Origin of the sequence: Micromonospora sp. NPDC050200, assembly GCF_040656135.1 — a bacterium.
Classification (GTDB): Bacteria; Actinomycetota; Actinomycetes; order Mycobacteriales; family Micromonosporaceae; genus Micromonospora.
On record NZ_JBFALG010000017.1, the window covers coordinates 75,943 to 97,652 of the forward strand.

Consider the following 21,710-nt stretch of genomic DNA (forward strand, 5'->3'; position numbering starts at 1 on the left):
GAAGGCTGCTGATGCCAGGTCAACAGCGCCGTGGCGGCGGGTCCGGTGGCAACGAGGGTGGTCGCCGCGACAACCGCCGTGAGGGCGGCCGCGGAAACGCGCCCGTCGAGAAGACCCCGCACCTCGAGCGGGTCGTCGCGATCAACCGCGTCGCCAAGGTCGTGAAGGGTGGTCGTCGCTTCAGCTTCACCGCCCTGGTGATCGTGGGCGACGGCGACGGCACCGTCGGCGTGGGCTACGGAAAGGCCAAGGAGGTGCCCGCGGCGATCGCCAAGGGTGTCGAGGAGGCCAAGAAGCACTTCTTCAAGGTGCCGCGGATCGGTCAGTCGATCCCGCACCCGGTGCAGGGCGAGGACGCCGCCGGTGTGGTGCTGCTCAAGCCGGCCTCCGCCGGTACGGGTGTCATCGCCGGTGGTCCGGTGCGTGCCGTACTGGAGTGCGCGGGCATCCACGACGTGCTCTCCAAGAGCCTCGGCTCGTCCAACCCGATCAACATCGTGCACGCCACGGTGGCGGCGCTGAAGGGGCTCGAGTCCCCGGAGGCCGTCGCGGCCCGTCGTGGTCTGCCGGTCGAGGACGTAGCGCCGGCCGCGATGCTGGCGTCGCGGGCGGGGGTGGCGTCCTGATGGCACGCCTGAAGGTCACCCAGGTCCGGTCCGAGATCGGGACCAAGCAGAACCAGCGTGACTCGCTGCGTTCGCTCGGTCTGAAGCGGATCAACGACGTGGTGGTCAAGGAGGACCGGCCCGAGATTCGCGGCATGATCTTCGCGGTCAACCACCTCGTGAAGGTCGAGGAGGTCGAGTAATGACGATCAAGGTTCACCACCTGCGCCCGGCCCCGGGCGCCAAGACCGCGAAGACCCGTGTGGGTCGCGGTGAGGCGTCCAAGGGCAAGACCGCCGGTCGCGGTACGAAGGGCTCCAAGGCCCGTAAGAACATCTCGGCGGCGTTCGAGGGTGGGCAGATGCCCATCCACATGCGCCTGCCGAAGATGAAGGGCTTCAAGAACAAGTTCAAGGTCGTCTTCCAGGTGGTCAACCTGGACCGGCTCGCCGAGCTCTTCCCGAACGGCGGCCAGGTCGGCCCGCAGGAGCTGGTCGAGGCCGGCGCGGTCCGCAAGGGTCAGCCGGTCAAGGTTCTCGGCACCGGCGACCTCGGTGGTGTGGCTCTCCAGGTCTCGGCGCACGCGTTCAGTGCGTCGGCCAAGGAGAAGATCGCCGCCGCCGGTGGCTCCGTCACCGAGCTGTAAGGCACGTCACATGTCGCCCGCTCAGTTGTCCGCGACTGGGCGGGCGCCATGCTCTCCCCGGCATGTGTGCGCCGGGTAACATCGGATTCGGTTTATGTAGCCGGGCGCATCTGCCCGGACGGGGAGCGGGCTGTTAGAGTCCCTTCCCAGCTATGGATATCGGGCGCTCGCCCGGCACCCACCCCGCCCCGCCAGGGATCACCGGCGGCCCGCCTCGCGCAGGAGGAAGAAGTTGCTGTCCGCCTTTCTCAGTGCGTTCCGTACGCCTGACCTGCGCAAGAAGCTGCTGTTCACAGTAGGCATCATCGCGGTCTACCGGCTCGGCGCCACTCTGCCCAGCCCCGGCGTCTCGTACGGCAACGTGCAGAAGTGCCTCGACACCATCCAGGGCCAGAACACTGGGGTGCTCAACCTGCTGGACCTGTTCTCCGGGGGTGCGCTGCTGCAGCTCTCGGTCTTCGCGCTGGGCATCATGCCCTACATCACCGCGTCGATCATCCTGCAGCTGCTCACGGTGGTCATCCCGCGGCTGGAGCAGCTCCGCAAGGAGGGCCAGGCCGGCCAGGCGAAGATCACCCAGTACACCCGCTACCTGACCCTCGGCCTGGGCATCCTCCAGTCGTCGGCCTTCGTGGCGCTGGCCCGCTCCGGTCAGCTCTTCAACAACCAGTGCGACCAGTTCCCGATCGTGCCCGAGGGCACCGGCATCCCGAACTGGCTCACGCTGACCATCCTGGTCATGACCATGACCGCCGGCACCGGCATGGTGATGTGGCTCGGCGAGCTGATCACCGACCGCGGCGTCGGCAACGGCATGTCGGTCCTCATCTTCACCTCGATCGCCGCCCGGCTCCCCAGCGAGGGCTGGAAGATCAAGACCAACGAGGGCTGGGCGAAGTTCGTCCTGGTGCTCGCCCTGGTCCTGGTGGTCATCACCGCGGTCTGCTTCATCGAGCAGGCGCAGCGCCGGATCCCGGTCCAGTACGCCAAGCGGATGATCGGCCGGCGGATGTACGGCGGCACCTCGACCTACATCCCGCTGAAGGTCAACCAGGCGGGTGTCATCCCGGTCATCTTCGCCTCGTCGCTGCTCTACCTGCCGCAGCTGGCGCTCCAGTTCTTCAACCCGAACAACCCGGGCAAGACCCAGGCCTGGATCCAGAACAACATCGTGGCGCCGGCCTCGCCGCTGCACATCGCGATCTACTTCCTGTTGATCATCTTCTTCACGTACTTCTACGTGTCGATCACGTTCAACCCGACCGAGGTCGCGGACAACATGAAGAAGTACGGCGGCTTCGTGCCGGGCATCCGCCCCGGCAAGCCGACCGCCGAGTACCTCGACTTCATCCTCAGCCGGATCACCCTGCCGGGCGCGCTGTACCTGGGCATCGTCGCGATCCTGCCGAACTTCTTCTTCATCTGGCTGAACAGCCAGCAGTTCCAGAACTTCCCGTTCGGCGGCACCGCTGTGCTCATCATGGTCGGCGTCGGTCTCGAGACCGTGAAGCAGATCGAGAGCCAACTCATGCAGCGGAACTACGAAGGGTTCCTGCGGTAGATGCGACTCGTTCTGGTTGGCCCGCCGGGCGCGGGCAAAGGCACACAGGCGGAGTTCATCGCCGCGCACCTCTCTGTGCCGAAGATCTCGACCGGCGACATCTTCCGGGCGAACGTCTCGCAGGGCACGCCGCTGGGCGTCGAGGCCAAGCGGTACATGGACGCCGGCAAGCTGGTTCCCGACGAGGTCACCATCAACATGGTGCGGGACCGGCTCGCCGAGCCGGACGCCGCCGAGGGCTTCCTGCTCGACGGCTTCCCGCGTACGACACCGCAGGCTGCCGCGCTGGACAAGCTCCTCGCGGACCTCGGCACCGCGCTGGACCTGGTGCTGGAGTTGGTCGTCGACGACGACGAGGTGATCCGGCGGCTCTCCGGCCGGCGCACCTGCCGGGGCTGCGGCAAGATCTGGCACGTCGAGTTCGACGCCACGACGCGTGAGGGCATCTGCGACCGCTGCGGCGCCGAGTTGTTCCAGCGGGACGACGACAAGCCGGAGACCATCGCGGCCCGCCTGCGGGAGTACGCCGAGAAGACGGCGCCGCTGGTCGACTACTACGGCGCCCAGGGCAAGCTGGTCGGGATAGACGCCACCGGGCCGGTGGAGGACGTCACGGTCCGCGCCATCGACGCGCTGCGGTCGTACGGCGGCTGAGGTCCCGGCCGGGATCCGGCGGATAGAGTGCGAACAGCGGGGTACGTGCGACGTGCCCCGCTGATCGCTGTCCGGCAACGAAAGGTAACCGCTCCATGCGCCGTCCCCAGCTGGACATCCAGCTGAAGACCCCCGACCAGATCGAGAAGATGCGGGCCGCCGGCCTGGTGGTCGCCGAGGCCCTGCGTCGCATGCGGGAGGCCGTCGCGCCCGGGGTCAGCACCGCCGACCTGGACGCGATCGCCGAGTCGACGATCCGCGAGGCGGGGGCGATCCCCTCGTTCAAGGGCTACCACGGCTTCCCCGGTTCGATCTGCTCGTCGGTCAACGAGCAGGTGGTGCACGCCATCCCGTCGGCGCAGCAGGTGCTCCGCGACGGTGACCTGATCTCCATCGATTGTGGCGCGGTGCTGAACGGCTGGCACGGCGACGCCGCGATCACCGTGGCGGTGGGCGAGGTCGACCCGGCGCTGCTGAAGATGGCCGAGGTGGCTGAGGACGCCATGTGGGCCGGGATCGCTGCCGCGGCGCGGGGCGCCGCCAGCGGCAGGGGCCGGCTGACCGACATCTCGCACGCGGTGGAGAACGCGGTCCGCAAGGGCGGCCGGTACGGCATCGTCGACGGCTACGGCGGGCACGGCATCGGCACCGAGATGCACCAGGACCCGCACGTGCTCAACCACGGCCGGCCGGGCAAGGGCCCGCGCCTGGTGCCGGGCCTGGCGCTGGCGATCGAGCCGATGATCACCATGGGGTCGCCGCGCACCGTCGAACTGGCCGACGGCTGGACGGTCGTCACCCGGGACGGGTCGATGGCGGTGCACGTGGAGCACTCCATGGCGCTGCTGCCCGACGGGGTCTGGGTGCTGACCGCCTTCGACGGCGGACGGGCCCGACTGGGCGACCTGGTCACCGCCCGGCAGCCGACCCGGTCCGCCGGGTCCTGACCCGGCCCGGCGGCTCGCCGGCCTCCACGCCGGCCTCGGTCGACGGACCCGCCGCGTGGGCTGGTCCGCCGCGTGGGCTGGTCCGCCGCGTGGGCTGGTCCGCCGCGTGGGCCGGCCCGCCACGTGGGCCGGTCCGCCACGTCTCCCGCGGTTGCTGACTCGGCCGGAGGTTTCGAGGTCCGGCCCGGTTGGGCTTGTCGAGCTGCTTTGGAGCTGATGACGTGAACGACTCGCCGTGGTCGGTACCAGTCGGACGTGATTCGCGGCGGGGTCACCTGTCCCGCCGGAGAGGGCACCGGTTCCCGCCGCGGACGTAAGGCCCACCTGCGTCGTGGCGGGGTGAGCTCGTCCGGCCGGAGGCGCTCGGGCGCCTTGCCCCTGGCCGGCGTCAGGCACGTCAGCGTCGCGGCGGGATGAGCTCGTCCAGCCGGAGACGGCCGGGCATCATGCCCCGACGGCGTCAGGCCCACCAGCCTCGCGGCAAGGTGAACTCGTCCAGGCGGAGGCGATCGGGTGCGGTGTTCCGGCCGGCATCAGGTTCGCAAGCGTCAGACGGCGGGGTGACCTCGCCCGGCCGGAGGCGCTCCGGCCCGCGCCCCTCGATCGGACAGGCCCCTTCCAGCGCCGACCTGCTGCACGCCGTCGTCGCGCTGGCCGTCATGCTCGGGGACGCAAACGGCGGGACGCAACGGCGGGACGGCGGCAGGGCCCGCCGGCGGGTGAGACATCATCGGGTGTCCGTTTTCCTTTATGCGGGTGACGGGCGGGGTGGCCGGTTTGGCGACGGCCCGCACGCGGGCGTACACTTTCTGATCGGCGCACAGCGTCCACTCCGGCATGCCCACTACGCGCTTCGGTGGGAGTCGGAGCCGCGGCTGGCGCGGGCCTCCGATCTTGATCGGGTGCCCGTGTAAGACGTTGTGGGCCGTCCGGAGTAACCGACGTCAGGACAGCGGAGGACATGCCGAAAAAAGACGGAGCCATCGAGATCGAGGGTCGGGTCATCGAGCCCCTGCCGAACGCCATGTTCCGCGTGGAGCTCGCGAACGGCCACAAGGTGCTGGCTCACATCAGCGGCAAGATGCGGCAGCACTACATCCGCATCCTGCCGGAGGACCGGGTCGTCGTCGAGCTCTCGCCGTACGACCTGACCCGCGGGCGCATCGTCTACCGCTACAAGTAATCCTGACGACGGCCGGGACGTCCCCGTGTCCGTCTTCGACGTCCGGCGTCGCGCCTCGTCGCGGCACCGGGCCAGATGGGAAGTAAGGCAACCGTGAAGGTCAAGCCGAGCGTCAAGAGGATCTGCAACAAGTGCCGGGTGATCCGCCGGCACGGCCGGGTCATGGTCATCTGCACCGACCCGCGCCACAAGCAGCGCCAGGGCTGAACCAGTCCTACCGGTCGTGACACGGCCGGTCGGATCGGTCCGGGCCGCAGATCCAGACAGCACATCACCAGCTCGTTCCAGCCGCGAGCGGTACGCAGCGCGTACTCAATCGTGGTTGACCCCCGGTCGGAGGCCGGGGCCCGCTCGGGCACGACCGATCCCGGTCGCCGGCGCTGACAGCGTCGGAAGGACGGGACGGCCGGTAGCGGGGTGGGACGGGTCCAGACCTCCGCCACAACACCACGAGGAGTACGCCCGCACATGGCACGTCTAGTCGGCGTGGATCTCCCCCGCGAGAAGCGGATGGAGATCGCGCTCACCTACATCTTCGGGGTCGGTCGCACCCGCGCCCTGGAGACGCTCGCCGCTACCGGCATCTCGCCGGACAAGCGCGCTCGGGACCTCACGGACGAGGAGCTGGTCCAGCTCCGCAACCACATTGAGGGCAACTACAAGGTTGAAGGCGACCTGCGCCGCGAGGTCGCCGCTGACATCCGCCGCAAGGTCGAGATCGGCTGCTACGCCGGCATCCGGCACCGCCGGGGCCTGCCCGTGCGTGGCCAGCGGACCAAGACCAACGCGCGGACCCGGAAGGGCCCGAAGCGGACCGTCGCCGGCAAGAAGAAGCCCGGCAAGAAGTAAGACGTAAACCGGAATCCGGGTCGGCGTCCGCCGAGGTAAGCCGGACTCCAACCCGAACCGGTAAGTCAACTAGGAGCGCACAGACTTATGCCACCGAAGGCTCGTGCCGGAGCCGCTGTCAAGAAGGTCCGGCGCAAGGAACGCAAGAACGTCGCCCACGGGCAGGCGCACATCAAGAGCACCTTCAACAACACCATCGTGTCCATCACGGACCCGACCGGTGCGGTCATCTCCTGGGCCTCCGCCGGCCAGGTCGGCTTCAAGGGCTCCCGCAAGTCGACCCCGTTCGCCGCGCAGCTGGCCGCCGAGGCCGCCGCTCGTCGGGCGATGGATCACGGCATGCGCAAGGTCGACGTGTTCGTCAAGGGCCCCGGCTCCGGCCGGGAGACCGCCATCCGTTCGTTGCAGGCCGTCGGGCTGGAGGTCGGGCAGATCTCCGACGTCACCCCGCAGCCGCACAACGGATGCCGTCCGCCGAAGCGTCGCCGGGTCTGAGAGGTAGAGAGAGATGGCTCGTTACACCGGTGCTGACTGCCGCCGTTGCCGGCGGGAGAAGATGAAGCTGTTCCTCAAGGGCAGCAAGTGCGATGGCCCGAAGTGCCCGTTCGAGTCCCGGCCGTTCCCGCCCGGGCAGCACGGCCGCGGCCGCACGAAGGAGACGGAGTACCTGCTCCAGCTCCGCGAGAAGCAGAAGGCCCGTCGTGTCTACGGCGTGCTGGAGAAGCAGTTCCGCGGTTACTACGAGGAGGCCGTGGGCAAGCAGGCCAAGACCGGTGAGGTCCTCCTGCAGATCCTCGAGTCGCGGCTGGACAACGTGGTCTACCGGGCCGGCTTCGCCGGTTCCCGGGACATGGCCCGTCAGCTGGTCAAGCACGGCCACCTCACGGTGAACGGCAAGAAGGTCGACATCCCGTCGTACCGGGTCAAGGAGCACGACATCATCGAGGTGCGGGAGAAGAGCAAGCAGCTCACCCCGTTCCTGGTGGCGCAGGCTCAGGCCGGTTCGCGGTCGGTGCCGGCCTGGCTCGAGGTGATCCCGAGCCAGATGAAGATCCTCGTGCACTCGCTCCCGGCCCGCCAGGTGATCGACACCCAGGTCCAGGAGCAGCTGATCGTCGAGCTCTACTCCAAGTAAGGGCTCGTTGCGGTGGCCCGTCCTCCGGGGCGGGCCACCGGAACAGTTTGTGTCGTGGGCGTCATATAGCGGGCGTCCCGGAAGAGAAGAGAAGAAATGCTCATCAGCCAGCGACCGTCTCTCTCCGAAGAGTCGATCAACGAGACCCGGTCCCGGTTCACCATCGAGCCGCTGGAGCCGGGCTTCGGCTACACCCTGGGCAACTCGCTGCGTCGTACGCTGCTGTCCTCCATCCCGGGCGCGGCGGTCACCTCGATCAAGATCGACGGTGTGCTGCACGAGTTCACCACGATCCCCGGGGTCAAGGAGGACGTGGTCGAGCTCGTCATGAACATCAAGGAGCTCTGCGTCAGCTCCGAGCACGACGAGCCGGTCAGCATGTACCTGCGCAAGCAGGGCCCGGGCGACGTGACCGCGGGCGACATCCAGCCCCCGGCCGGCGTCTCGGTGCACAACCCGGACCTGAAGCTCGCCACCCTGAACGGCAAGGGCCGGCTCGACATGGAGCTGACCGTCGAGCGGGGCCGGGGCTACGTCACGGCGGCGCAGAACAAGCAGGCCGGCGCCGAGATCGGCCGGATCCCGGTCGACTCGATCTACTCGCCGGTGCTCAAGGTGACGTACCGCGTCGAGGCGACCCGCGTCGAGCAGCGGACCGACTTCGACCGGCTGATCATCGACGTCGAGACCAAGCCGTCCATGGGCCCGCGTACCGCGCTGGCCTCGGCCGGGTCGACGCTGGTGGAACTCTTCGGCCTGGCCCGGGAGCTGGACGAGACCGCCGAGGGCATCGACATCGGGCCGTCCCCGCAGGACGCCCAGCTCGCGGCGGACCTGGCCCTGCCGATCGAGGAGCTGGACCTCACCGTCCGCTCCTACAACTGCCTCAAGCGCGAGGGCATCAACTCCGTTGGTGAGCTCATCGGGCGCACCGAGGCCGACCTCCTCGACATCCGGAATTTCGGTCAGAAGTCGATCGACGAGGTCAAGATGAAGCTCGCCGGGATGGGTCTCGGGCTGAAGGACTCGGCTCCGAACTTCGACCCGGCGCACGTCGTGGACGCCTTCGGCGAGGCCGACTACGACACCGACGACTACCGCGAGACCGAGCAGCTCTAGTCCGCGCTGCCGCCACACCTGAGGAGCACCAAGCATGCCCACGCCCACCAAGGGCCCCCGCCTCGGCGGCAGCCCCGCGCACGAGCGGCTGATGCTGGCCAACCTGGCCACCGCGCTGTTCCAGCACGGCAAGATCCAGACCACCGAGACGAAGGCCCGGCGGCTGCGTCCGCTCGCCGAGCAGCTCATCACCAAGGCCAAGCGCGGTGACCTCGCGTCGCGCCGGCGGGTGCTGGGCGTCGTGAAGGACAAGGACGTGGTCTACGCCCTGTTCGACCAGATCGCGCCCCGGTACGCCAACCGCAACGGTGGCTACACCCGGATCGTGAAGACCGGTCCGCGCAAGGGTGACGCCGCTCCGATGGCCATCATCGAGCTGGTCGAGGAGCTGCAGGTCGCCGAGCCGAAGGCGAACAAGAAGACCGCCGCCCGCAAGGCCGCGCAGCAGGACAAGGTCGAGGCTCTCGCCCCGGCCGAGGAGACCCCCCAGTCGACCCCGGTCGACCAGGACTCCGAGGCGCCGGTGTCGGTGTCCGGTGACACCGTCGAGGCCCGCGAGGACAGCGACGAGGCCGCCGAGACCGACAAGAAGGCCTGAGCAGAGGCACCATCGTCGGGCCCGGCACCCCTTCCTGGGGTGCCGGGCCCGACGGCGTGAACGGGAGGTACGAGGTGGACGAGCGGACCCGGCTGCGGCTGGATGTCTCGTACGACGGCACCGGCTTCTCCGGCTGGGCCGCCCAGCCGACCCGGCGCACCGTCGCCGGGGTGCTGACCGAGACGCTGGACCTGGTCCTCGGCGCGGGCACGGCGACCGGGCTGACCGTGGCCGGCCGCACCGACGCCGGGGTGCACGCCACCGGGCAGGTCTGCCACCTCGACCTGCCCACCGCCGTCTGGCGGGAGCACGACGGCCGGCTGCTGCGCCGGCTGGCCCGGCTGCTCCCCACCGACGTGCGGGTCCGGGCGATGAGCGAGGTGTCCGCCGACTTCGACGCCCGCTTCTCGGCGAACTTCCGCCGCTACGAGTACCGGGTGACCGACGCCCCGTGGGGCGCGGAGCCGCTGCGCCGGCACGACACCCTCGCCTGGCCGAGACCGCTGGACCTGGCCGCGCTGAACGCCGCCGCGGCCGGGCTGGTGGGGGAGCACGACTTCGCCGCGTACTGCCGGCGCAAGGAGAACGCGACCACGCTGCGCGAGGTGACCCGGCTGGACTGGCGGCGCGACCCGGACGGCATCCTCGTCGCCACCGTGCAGGCCGACGCGTTCTGCCAGGCGATGGTGCGCAGCCTGGTGGGCGCGATGCTGGTCGCCGGCGACGGCCGGCGGCCGGTCGAGTGGCCGGCGAGCCTGCTGAGCCGGCGGGAACGCTCCAGCGAGGTGACCGTCGCGGCGGCGCACGGGTTGACCCTGGTTGCGGTCGGCTACCCGGACGATCCGGCCGGGTACGCCCGCCGCGCCGACCTCACCCGCCGCCTACGGGTCCCCACCGAATCCTGACCCTGGACGGGGCCCGGGTGCCCACTGCGGCCTGACGTGAGACGAGGCCCGGTCCGCAGGACTCGGACCGGGCCTCGCGTCGCCGTCGACCGGCGGGCTCACTCGCCGTCGGTGCCGCGCTGGGTGCCGGTGTCCTCGGTCGCCTTCGCGGTGGGCTGGACCGCCGTGCCTCCGGCGGCCCGGCGCTCGAGCACACCCTTGTCGAGGTGGAGCTCGATCATGTCGTAGATGATCTCGCGGACCGCCGTGTCGCCGGCCGGCACGGCGCCGCCGTCGGCGCGGACGACCAGGCAGTAGGCGATGTAGTGGCCGCGTACCTGCCAGCCGACCCGGGCCGCGGCGGTGGTGACCGCCGTGGTGCCGTCACCGGCCGCCAGGCCGCTGAACCGGCCCTGCCGCTCGTCGAGCAGCTGCCGGATCCGGTCCCGGACGCGTTGCGCGCTGGCCTTGTCGGTCAGGTTGAACAGGCCGGCGGTGACCAGGTGGTCGCCGTCGGGGGAGCGCAGCGTGGCCCGGACCACCTGGCTGCACCCGAGCCGAACCAGCAGGTCGGCGATCTCACCGGTGGCGGCCACCGCACAACTGCCGCCGGAGTGCGTCTTCAGCACGTCGTACGCGGGTCGTCCGTCGGCCACCACCAGCTTCTTGCCGGGGAAGACCTCCCGGGCGGTCAGTGGCTGCTGGTCGGTGTCGCGGGAGTCGAGTTCACCGGCGGCCGAATCGGCGACCGGGGCGGCGGTGGTGGGCGGTGCCGCCCCGGTCTGGTCGTTGTTCGTGGAACGCTCGGCGAGCAGGGCCGCCACGCCGAGGCCGCAGAGCGCCAGCAGCACCAGCACGGCCGCGCCGCCGACGAGCACCTGCCAGAGCCGACCGCCGCCGCGCCCGGAGCCGGACCGGCCGGACCGGCGGGACGGGGGCGGGTCCAGCGGCCCGGTCGGGGCGTACCCGTGGGGGAGGGTGGGTGGCGACGGGATCTGGACGGGTGGGCGGGCCGGGATCGGTTCGGTGGCCGGAAGTCCCGGCCGGATGGTCCGCGGCAGCGACGGGGTGGGGAAGCGGGACGGGGAGGGCCCGGCCGGCGCGGGCGGGCCGGGGGTGGGGGTGGGCTCCGGCAGGTCCGACCCGGACCGCGGGTACCCCACGAAGGCGTCCTCATCGGACTCGTACCGATACACCATGTCGCCCAGAGTAGGGGTCATTGTCCCTTTAGGGGGTAATAACAGGGAAATTCCGGCGCGGGCGCGTCGGGGTGCTCCGCGCCGAGGCGACCGCGACCGGGCTGCCGGCCGGTGGGAGAATGCCGGACGTGACCGGCGACCACTACTTCACCACCGAACCCACCGCAGCGGCGCAGCCGCGGGAGGTCGAGTTCTCCGTCGCCGGGCGCGACTACACCCTGGCCTCCGCCGGCGGGGTCTTCTCCGCCGACCGGCTCGACCCCGGCACCGCGGTCCTGCTGCGCAAGGCCGAACTGCCGGCCGCCGCCACCGGCGGTGAGCTGCTCGACATCGGCTCGGGCTTCGGGCCGATCAGCTGCGTGCTGGCCAGCACCGCGCCCGCGGCCACCGTCTGGGCGGTCGACGTCAACGCGCGGGCCCGCGCCCTCACCACCGAGAACGCCCGCCGGGTCGGCGCCGCCGACCGCGTCCGGGCGGTCGCCCCGGAAGAGGTGCCGGCCGACGTCACCTTCGCCCAGATCTGGTCCAACCCGCCGATCCGGATCGGCAAGGCGGAACTGCACGAACTGCTGCGCCGCTGGCTGCCCCGGCTCGCCCCCGACGGCGTCGCCTGGCTGGTGGTGGCCCGCCACCTCGGCGGCGACTCGCTGCACCGCTGGCTGGTCGACGAGGGCTGGCAGGTCGAACGGCACGCCAGCCAGAAGGGCTACCGGGTGCTGCGGGTCACCCGGTAATCGAGTGTCGCTCGGCCCGGCCGCTCGGGCAGGATGCCGGCGTGGGATACGTGGACGTGGCAGGGGCCGGGCACATCCTGCCCGACGGCCGGGAACTCTTCGCCGACGTGTCGTTCCGGGTCGGTGAGGGCGCCAAGGTCGCCCTGGTCGGCCCGAACGGCGCCGGTAAGACGACGCTGTTGCGGATGGTCGCCGGCGACCTGCCGGTGAAGACCGGTGCCGTCGCCCGGTTCGGCGGCCTCGGCGTGATGCGGCAGTTCATCGGCATGATCGGGGACGACAGCACGCTCGCCGACCTGGCGCTCTCGCTCGCCCCGCCGGCGCTGCGCGACGCCGGCCGCCGCCTCGCCGGGACCGAGGCGGCCATGCGGTCGGCCGAGCTGCGCGGCAAGTACAGCACCGCTGCCGGCAAGGCCCAACTGGCGTACGCGGACGCGCTCGCCGCCTGGGGCGAGGCCGGCGGGTACGACGCCGAGGTGCTCTTCGACACTGTCGCCACCATCGTGCTCGACCTGCCCTGGGACGCCGCCCGGGACCGCCCGGTGCGGACCCTCTCCGGCGGCCAGCAGAAACGCTTCGCCCTGGAACTGCTGCTGCGCGGCACCGACGAGGTGCTGCTCCTCGACGAGCCGGACAACTTCCTCGACGTGCCCGGCAAGCGCTGGCTGGAGGCGCGACTGCGCGAGTCCGGCAAGTCCGTGCTCTACGTCTCGCACGACCGGGAGCTGCTGGCGCGGACCGCCGACCGGGTGGTCGCCGTCGAGGGCGGCAGCGCCTGGGTGCACCCGGCCGGCTTCGCCAGCTGGCACGAGGCGCGGGTGGCCCGGCACGACCGCCTCGACGAGCTGCGCAAGCGGTGGGACGAGGAACACCAGAAGCTGCGCGAGCTGATGCTGATGTACAAGCAGAAGGCCGCGTACAACGCCGGGATGGCCTCGCGGTACCAGGCCGCGCAGACCCGGCTGCGCAAGTTCGAGGAGGCCGGGCCGCCGCCCGTACCCCCGAAGGACCAGGACATCCGGATGCGCCTGGCCGGCGGGCGGACCGGCAAGCGCGCGGTCATCTGCGAACAGCTGGAGCTCGACGGCCTGACCTACCCCTTCGACCTGGAACTCTGGTACGGCGACCGGGTCGCCGTGCTCGGCGCCAACGGCACCGGCAAGTCGCACTTCCTGCGGCTGCTGGCCCGGGGCGGCACCGACCCGGACCCGGCCAACGGCCCGGTCGACGGCGGCGTCGCGCTGGCCCCGGTGGCCCACGACGGCACGGTGCGCCTCGGCGCGCGGGTCCGGCCCGGCCACTTCTCGCAGACCCACGACCGGCCGGAACTGGTGGAGAAGACCCTGGTCGAGGTCCTCTGGCGGGGCGACGAGCACCGGGCCGGGATGGACCGGCACGCCGCGATGGCGGCGCTCAGCCGGTACGAGCTGGCCGCGCAGGGCGACCAGCGCTTCGGCACGCTCTCCGGCGGGCAGCAGGCGCGCTTCCTGGTGCTGCTGCTGGAGCTGTCCGGGGCGACCCTGCTGCTGCTCGACGAGCCGACCGACAACCTCGACCTCGCCTCCGCCGAGGCGCTGGAGGCGGGGCTGGCCGCCTTCGAGGGGACGGTGGTGGCGGTCACCCACGACCGCTGGTTCACCCGCTCCTTCGACCGGTTCGTGCTGTTCGGCGGCGACGGCGAGGTGGTGGAGACCCCGGAACCGGTGTGGGACGTGCGCTGACCCGTCCCCGGGCCTGCGGTCCCGCGGCCGGCGGTCCCGGGGCGGGCATAGAGTGGATCTCGTGACTGAGATGACCTACCGCCGGTTGGGCGACTCCGGGCTCGTGGTGTCCGTGGTCGGCATCGGCTGCAACAACTTCGGCCGCAAGCTCGACCTCGACGGCACCCGGGCGGTGGTCGACGCCGCGCTCGACGCCGGGATCAACTTCTTCGACACCGCCGACATCTACGGCGAGCCGCAGGGTGGCTCCGAGGAACTGCTCGGCCAGGCGCTCAAGGGGCGCCGGGACGACGTGGTGGTGGCCACCAAGTTCGGCATGGACATGCACGGCATGAACGGGCCCGACCTCGGCGCCCGGGGCGCCCGCCGCTACCTCGCCCGGGCGGTGGAGGCGTCGCTGCGCCGGCTCGGCACCGACCACATCGACCTGTACCAGATGCACGAGCCCGACCCGGGCACGCCGATCGACGAGACGCTGGCCGCCCTGGACGACCTGGTGCACGCCGGCAAGGTGCGCTACCTCGGCAACTCCAACTTCGCCGGCTGGCAGATCGCCGACGCCGACTGGGTCGCCTCGTCCAGCGGGCGGGCCCGGTTCATCAGCGCGCAGAACCACTACTCGCTGCTGGAACGCTCCGTCGAGACCGAGGTCGTGCCTGCCTGCGAGCGGTTCGGCCTGGGCCTGCTGCCGTTCTTCCCGCTCGCCAACGGCCTGCTCACCGGCAAGTACAAGCGGAACGAGGCACCGCCCGCCGGCAGCCGGCTCTCCGGCGGCGGCCGGTACGCGCAGCGCCTCGCCGCCGCGGACTGGGACACCATCGAGGCCATCGAGGCGTACGCCACCGAGCGGGGCCTGTCGATGCTCCAGGTGGCGATCGGCGGGCTGGCCGCCCGTCCGGCGGTGACCTCGGTGATCGCCGGCGCCACCACCCCCGAGCAGGTACGCGACAACGCCGCGGCCGGCACCTGGCAGCCCACCGACGAGGACCTGGACGCCCTCGACGCCATTCTCTGACACGTCCGCCAGCGGGCACCCGTCGCCACGACGAGTGCCCGCTGGTGTCACCCCGCTCCGGCGGGCCGTCCGCCGGTGGTGACGGTCACGCGGCCGACCGGCGGCGTCGGACGAGTAGCAACGGCACCGCCGCCACCAGCGCGGCGGCGACGAGCCCACCGGCCGCGACCGGCCACCACCCGGCCTCCCGCTGTTCCGTCCGCCCGGCCGCGGCCCCGGCCGCCGCGGCGGCGGGTCGGGCGGTGGGCGGCGGGGGCGGTGACTGCGCGGCGCGGGCCTGCACCTGAACGGTCGCCGTGGCGCGGTACGGTGCCGGCGCGCTGACCGTCACCTGCCAGCGGCCGGGGGAGAGCAGCGGGCCGCTGGTGTAGAAGCCGCGCCCCTCCGCGGCTGGTTCGAGTTGCAGTGGCCCGGCCGTGCGGCCGGCGTCCCCGCTGGCGGTGACGGTGAGCCGTACCGGCTGGTCCAGCTGGTGGCCGTCGGCCCAGGTGGCCTGCACGGTGACCCCGCCGGCCCCGTCGCCGGCCACCGCCAGCCTGAGTTTTCCGCTGTGCGCCGCCGCCGGGGCCGTGGGCAGTGCCACCAGGCACGCCGTGGTCAGTGCGGCGGCGAGGATTCTCCAGGTACGCATCGAGGTCGGCTCCACTCGGGTCGGTGTGGATGGGGCCCGTTCCCGCCGTCACGGTCGACGACGGGAACGGACCCCGCTTCCGCTACAGCGAACGGCCCCGGGCGATCCGGGTGGGATCGTCAGCGAGCCGGCCGGCGCCCTGGACCGGCCTTCCGTCGTTCGCCGTCACGCCCGCCCGGGTGGCCTCGCCACCGAGCCGGACGATCATGGCGTCGGCGTCCCGGGTCAGTACGTCCCGGATCTCCGCCTCACCGATCAGACCGGGCTTGGCGACCAGCGTCCGGAACTCGGTCAGCAGCTTGACCGCCGTCGCGTCGTTGCCGGCCGCCTCGGCGGTCCGGGCCGCGCCCAGCTTGCTTGACAGCTGCTGGTGGGCCTTGGTCGAGAGCCGCCCGGTCGCCTTGAACCGGTCCAGCAGGTTCTGCATGTCCCGGAACGAGGTGGTGACGAAGAACCGGACCGTCGAGGTGGTGGCGTTGCCCGCCCGGTCGGTCGCGGTCACGGTCAGCTCGTGCAGGCCGAGCGGCAGCTCGTACATGGCCTGCAGGGTGTTGTTGGCGTACGACCGGCCGTCCAGCACACCGGTCGTCGTCTTGATGCCGGAGGTCGGATCGACCGCCTGCCAGGACATCCGGACGTCCTGGCTGTCGCCGTAGAGCTGGCCGTCGGCGATCCCGGACACCAGGAGCGTCGGCTTCGTGCCGTCGATCCGTACCACCGCCGACTTCAGCGTCTCGACGTTGCCGGCGGCGTCGGTGGCCCGGTAGAGCAGCTCGTGCGCGCCGTCCCCGGTCACCTCGACCGGCGCGGTGTACGCCGTCCAGGCGCCCCCGTCCAGCGACCACTCCAGCAGCTTCACCCCGGAACCGGCGTCGGTGGAGGTGAGCACCACCGGGACCGTCCCGGCGTGCCAGCCGTCGTCGTTCGCCGGGGCGAACGCCGCCGAGCTGACCGGCGCGGTGGCGTCGATCTTCACGGTGACCTTCCTCGTCGCCTCCACGTTGCCGGCCTCGTCGGTGGAGCGGAACCGCAGCTCGTGCGCCCCGTCCCCGGTGACCTGGACCGGGCCGCCGTACGTGGTCCAGCCGGTGGCCCCGTCGAGCTGGTACTCGGTGCGCGCCACCCCACTGCCGTCGGCCTCGTCGACCGCGGCCAGCATGACGGTGACCGGCCCGGTGTGCCAGCCCTCGGTCGGGGTGCCGGAGACCGTGGCGGTGGTCACCGGCGCGGTCGTGTCGACCGGCCCGGTGCCGAGCCGGAAGTAGTCGAACGAGGCGGTCTTCGAGGCCGTCGCGTTCGCCCCGAGGGTGAACAGACCCACCTTCGGGGTGGCCCCGACGGCGGTGCTGGTCAAGGCCGGCAGCGTCGTCCAGTCCTGCCCGTCGGCCGAGTACGACGCGGTGAAGGTGTTCCCGGCGCGGGCCAGTCGCAGGTACCACACCGCCCCGGTGAGGTTGCTCACCTGGGGCTGCGGGTTCTGCACCACCCCGCCGACCTCGCTGCGGAACTCGATCCGCCGGGCCACCGGCTGACCGGGCTGGTTGTCCACGATGAAGTCGAACTTGAGGTAGTTGTCGTCGTCGGCGTGGACGATCAGGCCGGCCTGCTGGTACTGCTCGCTCAGCAGGCTGCCGTCGACCTTCGTCTCCAGGGTCCAGTCGCCCGCGGGCGCGGTCTGGAGGATGAAGTTCGTCGGCCCGGTGTTGTTGGTGCCGTAGATGTCACCCTTCGGCACGTCGATCCGCAGCGCGCCACCGGTCACCCGGTAGGCCGCCGGGTCCTCCCGCAACACCGCGTTCCACCGGCACTTGTCCAGCGTGGCGCCGGTGAACTCGTCGGACGGGTCGACCGGGCCGGCCGGCGCGTCCGGGGAGAGCTGGAACCAGTCGAAGGCCGCGTCCACCACCGGGGCGGTGGTACCGCCGTTGACGGCGTACAGCCCGACCCGCGGGTTGGTGATGCCGGCGAGCGCGGCGGCCCGGCCGACCGGGGTGAAGGTCGTCCCGTCGGCGGAGAATGCCGCCGTCAGGTTCGTCCCGTCACTGGTCAGCCGGAGGTGAACGGAGTCACCGGCCGGTGCGGCGGCGCTGTCGGCCGCCTCGTTTCGCGGGGTGCCGGCGGTCTCCCGGATGAACTCCACCCGGCGGCTGCCGGCGTGCAGCAGGTCCAGCTTGGCGTAGTTGTCGTCGTCGCCGTAGAGCAGCAGGCCGGCCTGCTGGTAGTCGGCCGTGGTGGGCAGGGTGATCTTCGTGGTGGCCTGCCAGGCGCCGCTGGGTGCGGGCTGGAGGACCAGGTTGGTGGCGTCGTTGCGACCGCCGTAGAGGTCACCGGACGAGGTGGGCAGCCGCAGCGCACCGCCGGAGACCGAGTAGAGCTGGTTCTCCCGGACCACCGTCCAGCGGGTCTTGTCCAGGCTGGTGCCGAGGAAGTCGTCCGAGCGTGCCCCGAAGCAGGACGTGTTCGGCGCGTCCACCCGGACCGGGACGTTCGCGTACGACTTGGCGCCCCGCTTGTCGGTCACCGTCAGGGTGGCGGTGAAGGTACCCGGCACCGTGTAGGTGTGGGTGGCGTTCAGGGTGGTCGCCGTCCCGCCGTCGCCGAAGTCCCAGGCGTACGTCAGGGGGGTGTCGCCCTCGGCGTCGGTGGCCGTGCCGTCGAAGGCGACGGTGACCGGCGCGGTGCCGGTGGCCGGGGTGGCCTTGGCCGTGACCTGCGGCGGTGCGTTCTCCGTCACGCCCCGGCCGAGGAAGTCCATCCAGTTGACGTTGAACACCGAGCCGGCGCCGCCGGTGGGGTGCCGGGCGACGAAGTACAGCGTCCCCTGGGCGGGGCCGGTGACCGGGGCGGTCACGTCGACGTACTGCTGCCAGCCGCCGGTGCCCGGCACGTTGACGGACGCGACCAGCGGGCCGTCGACGGCCCCGGTCCGGACCTCGATCCGCCCGCCCTGGGTGGCCGAGGCGACCCGGAACCGGATCGAGTCGACCCCGGTCAGGCTGGCCGGGGCCAGCGACCACCAGTCGCCGTCCTCGATGAAGCCGATGTTCTGGCCGCCGCCGGCCGAGTCGCCGGTGGTCTCCTTCTGCACGCCCGGGTCACCGCCGCCGGTGCTGCCGGGAGCCCGGCCGGTGGCGGTGTAGTACTCGGCCTGCTTCCGCTTGGGCTGCAACTGTTCGATCGCCCGGCCGGTGAGCGGGCCCGCCCCGCCGGTGCCGCCGTTGTCGGTGTAGGTCGCCTCGAAGACGGCGAAGACGTTCGCCTCGGCGCCGTGCCCGGAGGCCAGCGAGGTCTGCACGGTGCCCGAGCAGCCGGTGTGCTGCTCCAGCGGGTGGGCGTGCTCGTCGTGGCCGAGCAGCACCTGGAGCTTCACCCGGTCGCAGTCGACGGCGCCGTCCTCCGGGTCGGTCACCTTGACCGTGTAGCGGACCTGGTCGCCCCAGTTGAAGAAGCCACCGTTCGGGGGGAACTCGATGGTCACCGTCGGGGCGGTGTTGCCGGCCGTGACCGGCACGTTCGCCACCGCGGTGCGGCCGTTGGGGCTGGTGACGGTGAGCTGCGCGGTGTAGTTGCCGGCGGTGGTGTAGGTGTGCGTCGGGTTCGCCTCGGTGGAGCTCTGCCCGTCGCCGAACGCCCAGGCGTACGTGAGCGTGCCGCCGTCCGGGTCGCGGGAGCCGGCGCTGGAGAACCTGACGGCCAGCGGCGCGGGCCCGGAGGTGGGCTCGGCGCTGGCCTGGGCGATCGGGGCCCGGTCACCGGCGACGTAGTCGATCCGGTAGACCCCGGAGTTGTCGTTGTTGCCGCCGAAGCCGCTGCCCCACTCGATCAGGTAGAGCGCGCCGTCGGACCCGAACTCGAAGTCCATCGGGCGGATGAAGGTCATCCCGGTCAGCAGCTGGTTGATGTCGACCAGTGTCCGCCCGGTCGCGCCGACCTGCATCGTGTACATCTTCGACTGGTTCCACTCGCCGAACAGCGCCTTGCCGTCGTAGTAGGCCGGCCACTTGCGCTTCGACGGGTTGTCGGCGTCGTAGCGGTAGACCGGGCCGCCCATCGGGGCGCCGCCGCCGCCGATCTCCGGGAAGCGCGGGTTGCCGCTGTAGTCGTAGTCGACGGTGGCCGGGATCGCCGGGGGCAGGTTGGTCAGGCCGGTGTTGTTGGGGGAGTCGTTCACCGGCGCGGCGCAGTCGAACTTCGCGCCGCTCGGCCCGGACGGGAACTGGTAGTCGTTGTAGGCGTAGTTCGCCCCGGTGCAGTACGGCCAGCCGTAGTTGCCCGGCCGGTCGACGATGTTCCACTCGACCGTGCCCTCGGGCCCCCGGTTCGGGTTGGCCGCGCCCGCGTCCGGCCCGTAGTCGGCGACGTAGACCGTGTCGGTGGCCGGGTCGATGCCGATCCGGAACGGGTTGCGGAAGCCCATCGCGTAGATCTCCGGACGGGTCTTCGCGGTGCCCGGCGCGAAGAGGTTCCCGGCCGGCACGGTGTACGTCCCGTCGTCCTCCGGGTGGATTCGGAGCACCTTGCCGCGCAGGTCGTTGGTGTTGCCGGAGGTGCGCTGGGCGTCGTAGTCCTGCCGGCCGGGACGCTCGTCGATCGGGGTGAACGCGTCCGACTCGAACGGGTTGGTGTTGTCACCGGTGGCCAGGTACAGGTTGCCGGCCCGGTCGAAGACCATGCTGCCGCCGGCGTGGCAGCAGGTGTTGCGCTGGGTGTCGACCCGCAGGACGTCCTTGCGGCTGGCCGGGTCGATGGTGTCCCCGGTGACGGTGAACCGGGACACCAGGTTGCGCGCCACGCCGTCGTTCGGGGCGTGGTAGAGGTAGACCCAGCCGTTGTCGGCGAAGTCCGGGTCGAGCCGGAGACCGATCAGACCGTCCTCGTTGCCGGTGAAGACGCTCAGCCGGAGCGCGGTGACCGTGTTGCCGGTGTCCGGCTTGACGATCTGCACCCGGCCGTCGCGCTCGACGTAGAAGACCCGGCCGTCGGGGGCGACGTCCAGTTCCATCGGATTGTTGGTGTTGCTGTCCAGGGTCACCTTCTCGAAGCTCGACGTCTTCGAGGCGCCGCAGTCGGCCCTCTCGACCCCGGCCGCGGTCCGGATGCCGCCGAGCAGGTGGGTGAGGAACTCCGGCTCGGCGTACGACTCCTGTGTGTGGCCGCCGCCGGTGTACCAGGCCCGGCCGCCGTCGAAATCCTGGCACCAGGCGGTCGGGTGGTCGGCGCCCATCGCGCCGGCGCCGGGGGCGTAGCTCGTCTCGTCCAGGCTGGCCAGCACGTGGACGTCGCCGCGCGGGTTGGACTGGAAGTTGTACCACTCGTCGAACCGGGACCAGCGGTCCGGCAGCGTGGCGGTGGACGGGTGCGCGTGGTCCTCCACCTTGACGGTCGCCTGCTGGTTGGCCGGGTGGCCGGCGAAGTACGCGCCGACCAGGTCGCCGTACCAGGACCAGCTGTACTCGGTGTCCGAGGCGGCGTGGATGCCGACGTAACCGCCGCCGGCCCTGATGTAGCGCTCGAACGCCGCCTGCTGGTCGGGGTCGAGGACGTCGCCGGTGGTGGAGAGCCAGATCACCGCCCGGTACTTCGCCAGGTTGGTGTCGGTGAAGGTGGCGCCGTCCTCGGTCGCGTCGACGGTGAACCCGTTGTCGGCACCGAGCTTCCGGATGGCGGCGAGGCCGGCCGGGATGGAGTCGTGCCGGAAACCGGCGGTCTTGGAGAAGACCAGCACCGCGAACGGGTCCGCCGCGACGGCGGGGGCCGCTGCCGGCTGCGCCTGGGCGGCGGGCCGGACGGCGGCGGGGCCGGCCTGCGCGGCGGGGGCGCCGACCAGGGTGCCGGCGAGAAGGGTCAGGGTGGAGAGGGCAGCGACGAGTGGGCCGCGGAACGAGCGGCGTGGACGGAATGAGGACACTCCATGCTCCTTTGTCCGAGCTGGACAGCGGTGTGCATGGGGACGGCTCGCCGCAGTCCGTCCCCGGTCTGGCCGGTGCGGGCCACGCCGAGGCCTGCGCCGGTGGGATCGGTGCGGGGCCCGCCGAGGCCGCGTACCGAAATATGTCGATCGGTTGAACAAATTAGCGCGGTCGGAGCGGTTTCCAGCAAGGCATCGGCATGTAACGATTCGATATCGGCGAGTGATCTTTCCGGCGTGAGTGGAGGAAAGGGTCAAACGCTGCAGGGCCGCACGCGTAGCAGCTGATCCGGGCAATGCCGGCGCAGGGAGGTGCGGGCC

General features: G+C 71.4%; 20 protein-coding genes. 17 read left to right on the forward strand and 3 right to left on the reverse strand.

Annotation, left to right across the window (positions count from 1 at the left end; genetic code table 11):
* Nucleotides 1-11: 11 nt before the first annotated feature.
* The 14 genes from rpsE (at nt 12) to truA (ending at nt 10,202) form a co-directional block, all read left to right on the forward strand.
* A complete protein-coding gene (gene rpsE, locus AB0I41_RS14260) occupies nt 12-626 on the forward strand; it encodes a 30S ribosomal protein S5 (protein ID WP_091102580.1) in 615 nt (204 codons plus the stop codon).
* Nucleotides 626-808, forward strand: a complete 183-nt coding sequence (gene rpmD / locus AB0I41_RS14265) for a 50S ribosomal protein L30 (protein WP_007073018.1) — start codon at nt 626-628, stop codon at nt 806-808. The genes rpsE and rpmD overlap by 1 nt, the downstream gene beginning before the upstream one ends.
* On the forward strand, nt 808-1,251 hold the full coding sequence (gene rplO, locus AB0I41_RS14270; protein ID WP_357106454.1) for a 50S ribosomal protein L15: 444 nt from the start codon (nt 808-810) through the stop codon (nt 1,249-1,251). The genes rpmD and rplO overlap by 1 nt, the downstream gene beginning before the upstream one ends.
* A 232-nt stretch (nt 1,252-1,483) precedes the next feature.
* The gene (secY, locus tag AB0I41_RS14275; RefSeq protein ID WP_357106456.1) at nt 1,484-2,812 is read left to right on the forward strand and encodes a preprotein translocase subunit SecY; all 1,329 of its coding nucleotides are present in this window, start codon (nt 1,484-1,486) and stop codon (nt 2,810-2,812) included.
* Nucleotides 2,813-3,466 carry an adenylate kinase gene (locus AB0I41_RS14280; protein WP_200206271.1) on the forward strand — a complete coding sequence of 218 codons (654 nt, stop codon included), beginning with the start codon at nt 2,813-2,815 and terminating at the stop codon, nt 3,464-3,466. It begins immediately after the preceding gene.
* 95 nt (nt 3,467-3,561) lie between these two features.
* Nucleotides 3,562-4,413, forward strand: a complete 852-nt coding sequence (gene map / locus AB0I41_RS14285; RefSeq protein WP_357106459.1) for a type I methionyl aminopeptidase — start codon at nt 3,562-3,564, stop codon at nt 4,411-4,413.
* A 961-nt stretch (nt 4,414-5,374) separates the two neighbouring features.
* Entirely contained in the window at nt 5,375-5,596 is a 222-nt protein-coding gene (gene infA, locus AB0I41_RS14290) for a translation initiation factor IF-1 (protein WP_007073013.1), read from the forward strand.
* A 93-nt stretch (nt 5,597-5,689) separates the two neighbouring features.
* Complete coding sequence (gene rpmJ, locus AB0I41_RS14295; protein ID WP_012184307.1) at nt 5,690-5,803, forward strand: 50S ribosomal protein L36; 114 nt, start codon at nt 5,690-5,692, stop codon at nt 5,801-5,803.
* A 261-nt stretch (nt 5,804-6,064) separates the two neighbouring features.
* On the forward strand, nt 6,065-6,445 hold the full coding sequence (gene rpsM / locus AB0I41_RS14300; protein ID WP_130340099.1) for a 30S ribosomal protein S13: 381 nt from the start codon (nt 6,065-6,067) through the stop codon (nt 6,443-6,445).
* Between the two features lie 87 nt (nt 6,446-6,532).
* On the forward strand, nt 6,533-6,940 hold the full coding sequence (gene rpsK / locus AB0I41_RS14305) for a 30S ribosomal protein S11 (RefSeq protein ID WP_076466649.1): 408 nt from the start codon (nt 6,533-6,535) through the stop codon (nt 6,938-6,940).
* A gap of 13 nt (nt 6,941-6,953) precedes the next feature.
* Nucleotides 6,954-7,580 (forward strand): 30S ribosomal protein S4, encoded by a 627-nt coding sequence (rpsD, locus tag AB0I41_RS14310; protein WP_357106463.1) that lies wholly within the window; start codon nt 6,954-6,956, stop codon nt 7,578-7,580.
* 96 nt (nt 7,581-7,676) lie between these two features.
* Entirely contained in the window at nt 7,677-8,699 is a 1,023-nt protein-coding gene (locus AB0I41_RS14315) for a DNA-directed RNA polymerase subunit alpha (protein ID WP_007073009.1), read from the forward strand.
* A 34-nt stretch (nt 8,700-8,733) separates the two neighbouring features.
* The gene (gene rplQ, locus AB0I41_RS14320) at nt 8,734-9,297 is read left to right on the forward strand and encodes a 50S ribosomal protein L17 (RefSeq protein WP_357106466.1); all 564 of its coding nucleotides are present in this window, start codon (nt 8,734-8,736) and stop codon (nt 9,295-9,297) included.
* Nucleotides 9,298-9,371: 74 nt separating this feature from the next.
* Nucleotides 9,372-10,202: a tRNA pseudouridine(38-40) synthase TruA gene (gene truA / locus AB0I41_RS14325; RefSeq protein ID WP_357106470.1), complete on the forward strand. Its 831-nt coding sequence runs from the start codon at nt 9,372-9,374 to the stop codon at nt 10,200-10,202.
* Nucleotides 10,203-10,300: 98 nt separating this feature from the next.
* Here the strand turns inward: truA and AB0I41_RS14330 are convergent, their stop codons facing one another.
* Nucleotides 10,301-11,380 (reverse strand): hypothetical protein, encoded by a 1,080-nt coding sequence (locus tag AB0I41_RS14330; RefSeq protein ID WP_357106472.1) that lies wholly within the window; start codon nt 11,378-11,380, stop codon nt 10,301-10,303.
* Nucleotides 11,381-11,508: 128 nt separating this feature from the next.
* On the opposite strand from AB0I41_RS14330, the gene AB0I41_RS14335 reads away from it, so the two are divergent.
* The 3 genes from AB0I41_RS14335 to AB0I41_RS14345 are packed head-to-tail and all read left to right on the forward strand — an operon-like array spanning nt 11,509 to nt 14,850.
* Complete coding sequence (locus AB0I41_RS14335) at nt 11,509-12,114, forward strand: methyltransferase (protein ID WP_357106554.1); 606 nt, start codon at nt 11,509-11,511, stop codon at nt 12,112-12,114.
* A gap of 41 nt (nt 12,115-12,155) precedes the next feature.
* Entirely contained in the window at nt 12,156-13,835 is a 1,680-nt protein-coding gene (locus AB0I41_RS14340) for an ATP-binding cassette domain-containing protein (protein WP_357106474.1), read from the forward strand.
* A 52-nt stretch (nt 13,836-13,887) separates the two neighbouring features.
* Nucleotides 13,888-14,850: an aldo/keto reductase gene (locus AB0I41_RS14345; protein WP_357106477.1), complete on the forward strand. Its 963-nt coding sequence runs from the start codon at nt 13,888-13,890 to the stop codon at nt 14,848-14,850.
* An 85-nt stretch (nt 14,851-14,935) separates the two neighbouring features.
* Here the strand turns inward: AB0I41_RS14345 and AB0I41_RS14350 are convergent, their stop codons facing one another.
* Both AB0I41_RS14350 and AB0I41_RS14355 read right to left on the reverse strand, forming a co-directional pair.
* On the reverse strand, nt 14,936-15,481 hold the full coding sequence (locus tag AB0I41_RS14350) for a hypothetical protein (protein WP_357106479.1): 546 nt from the start codon (nt 15,479-15,481) through the stop codon (nt 14,936-14,938).
* A gap of 82 nt (nt 15,482-15,563) precedes the next feature.
* Nucleotides 15,564-21,389: a ThuA domain-containing protein gene (locus AB0I41_RS14355; RefSeq protein ID WP_357106482.1), complete on the reverse strand. Its 5,826-nt coding sequence runs from the start codon at nt 21,387-21,389 to the stop codon at nt 15,564-15,566.
* Between the last annotated feature and the right edge of the window lie 321 nt (nt 21,390-21,710).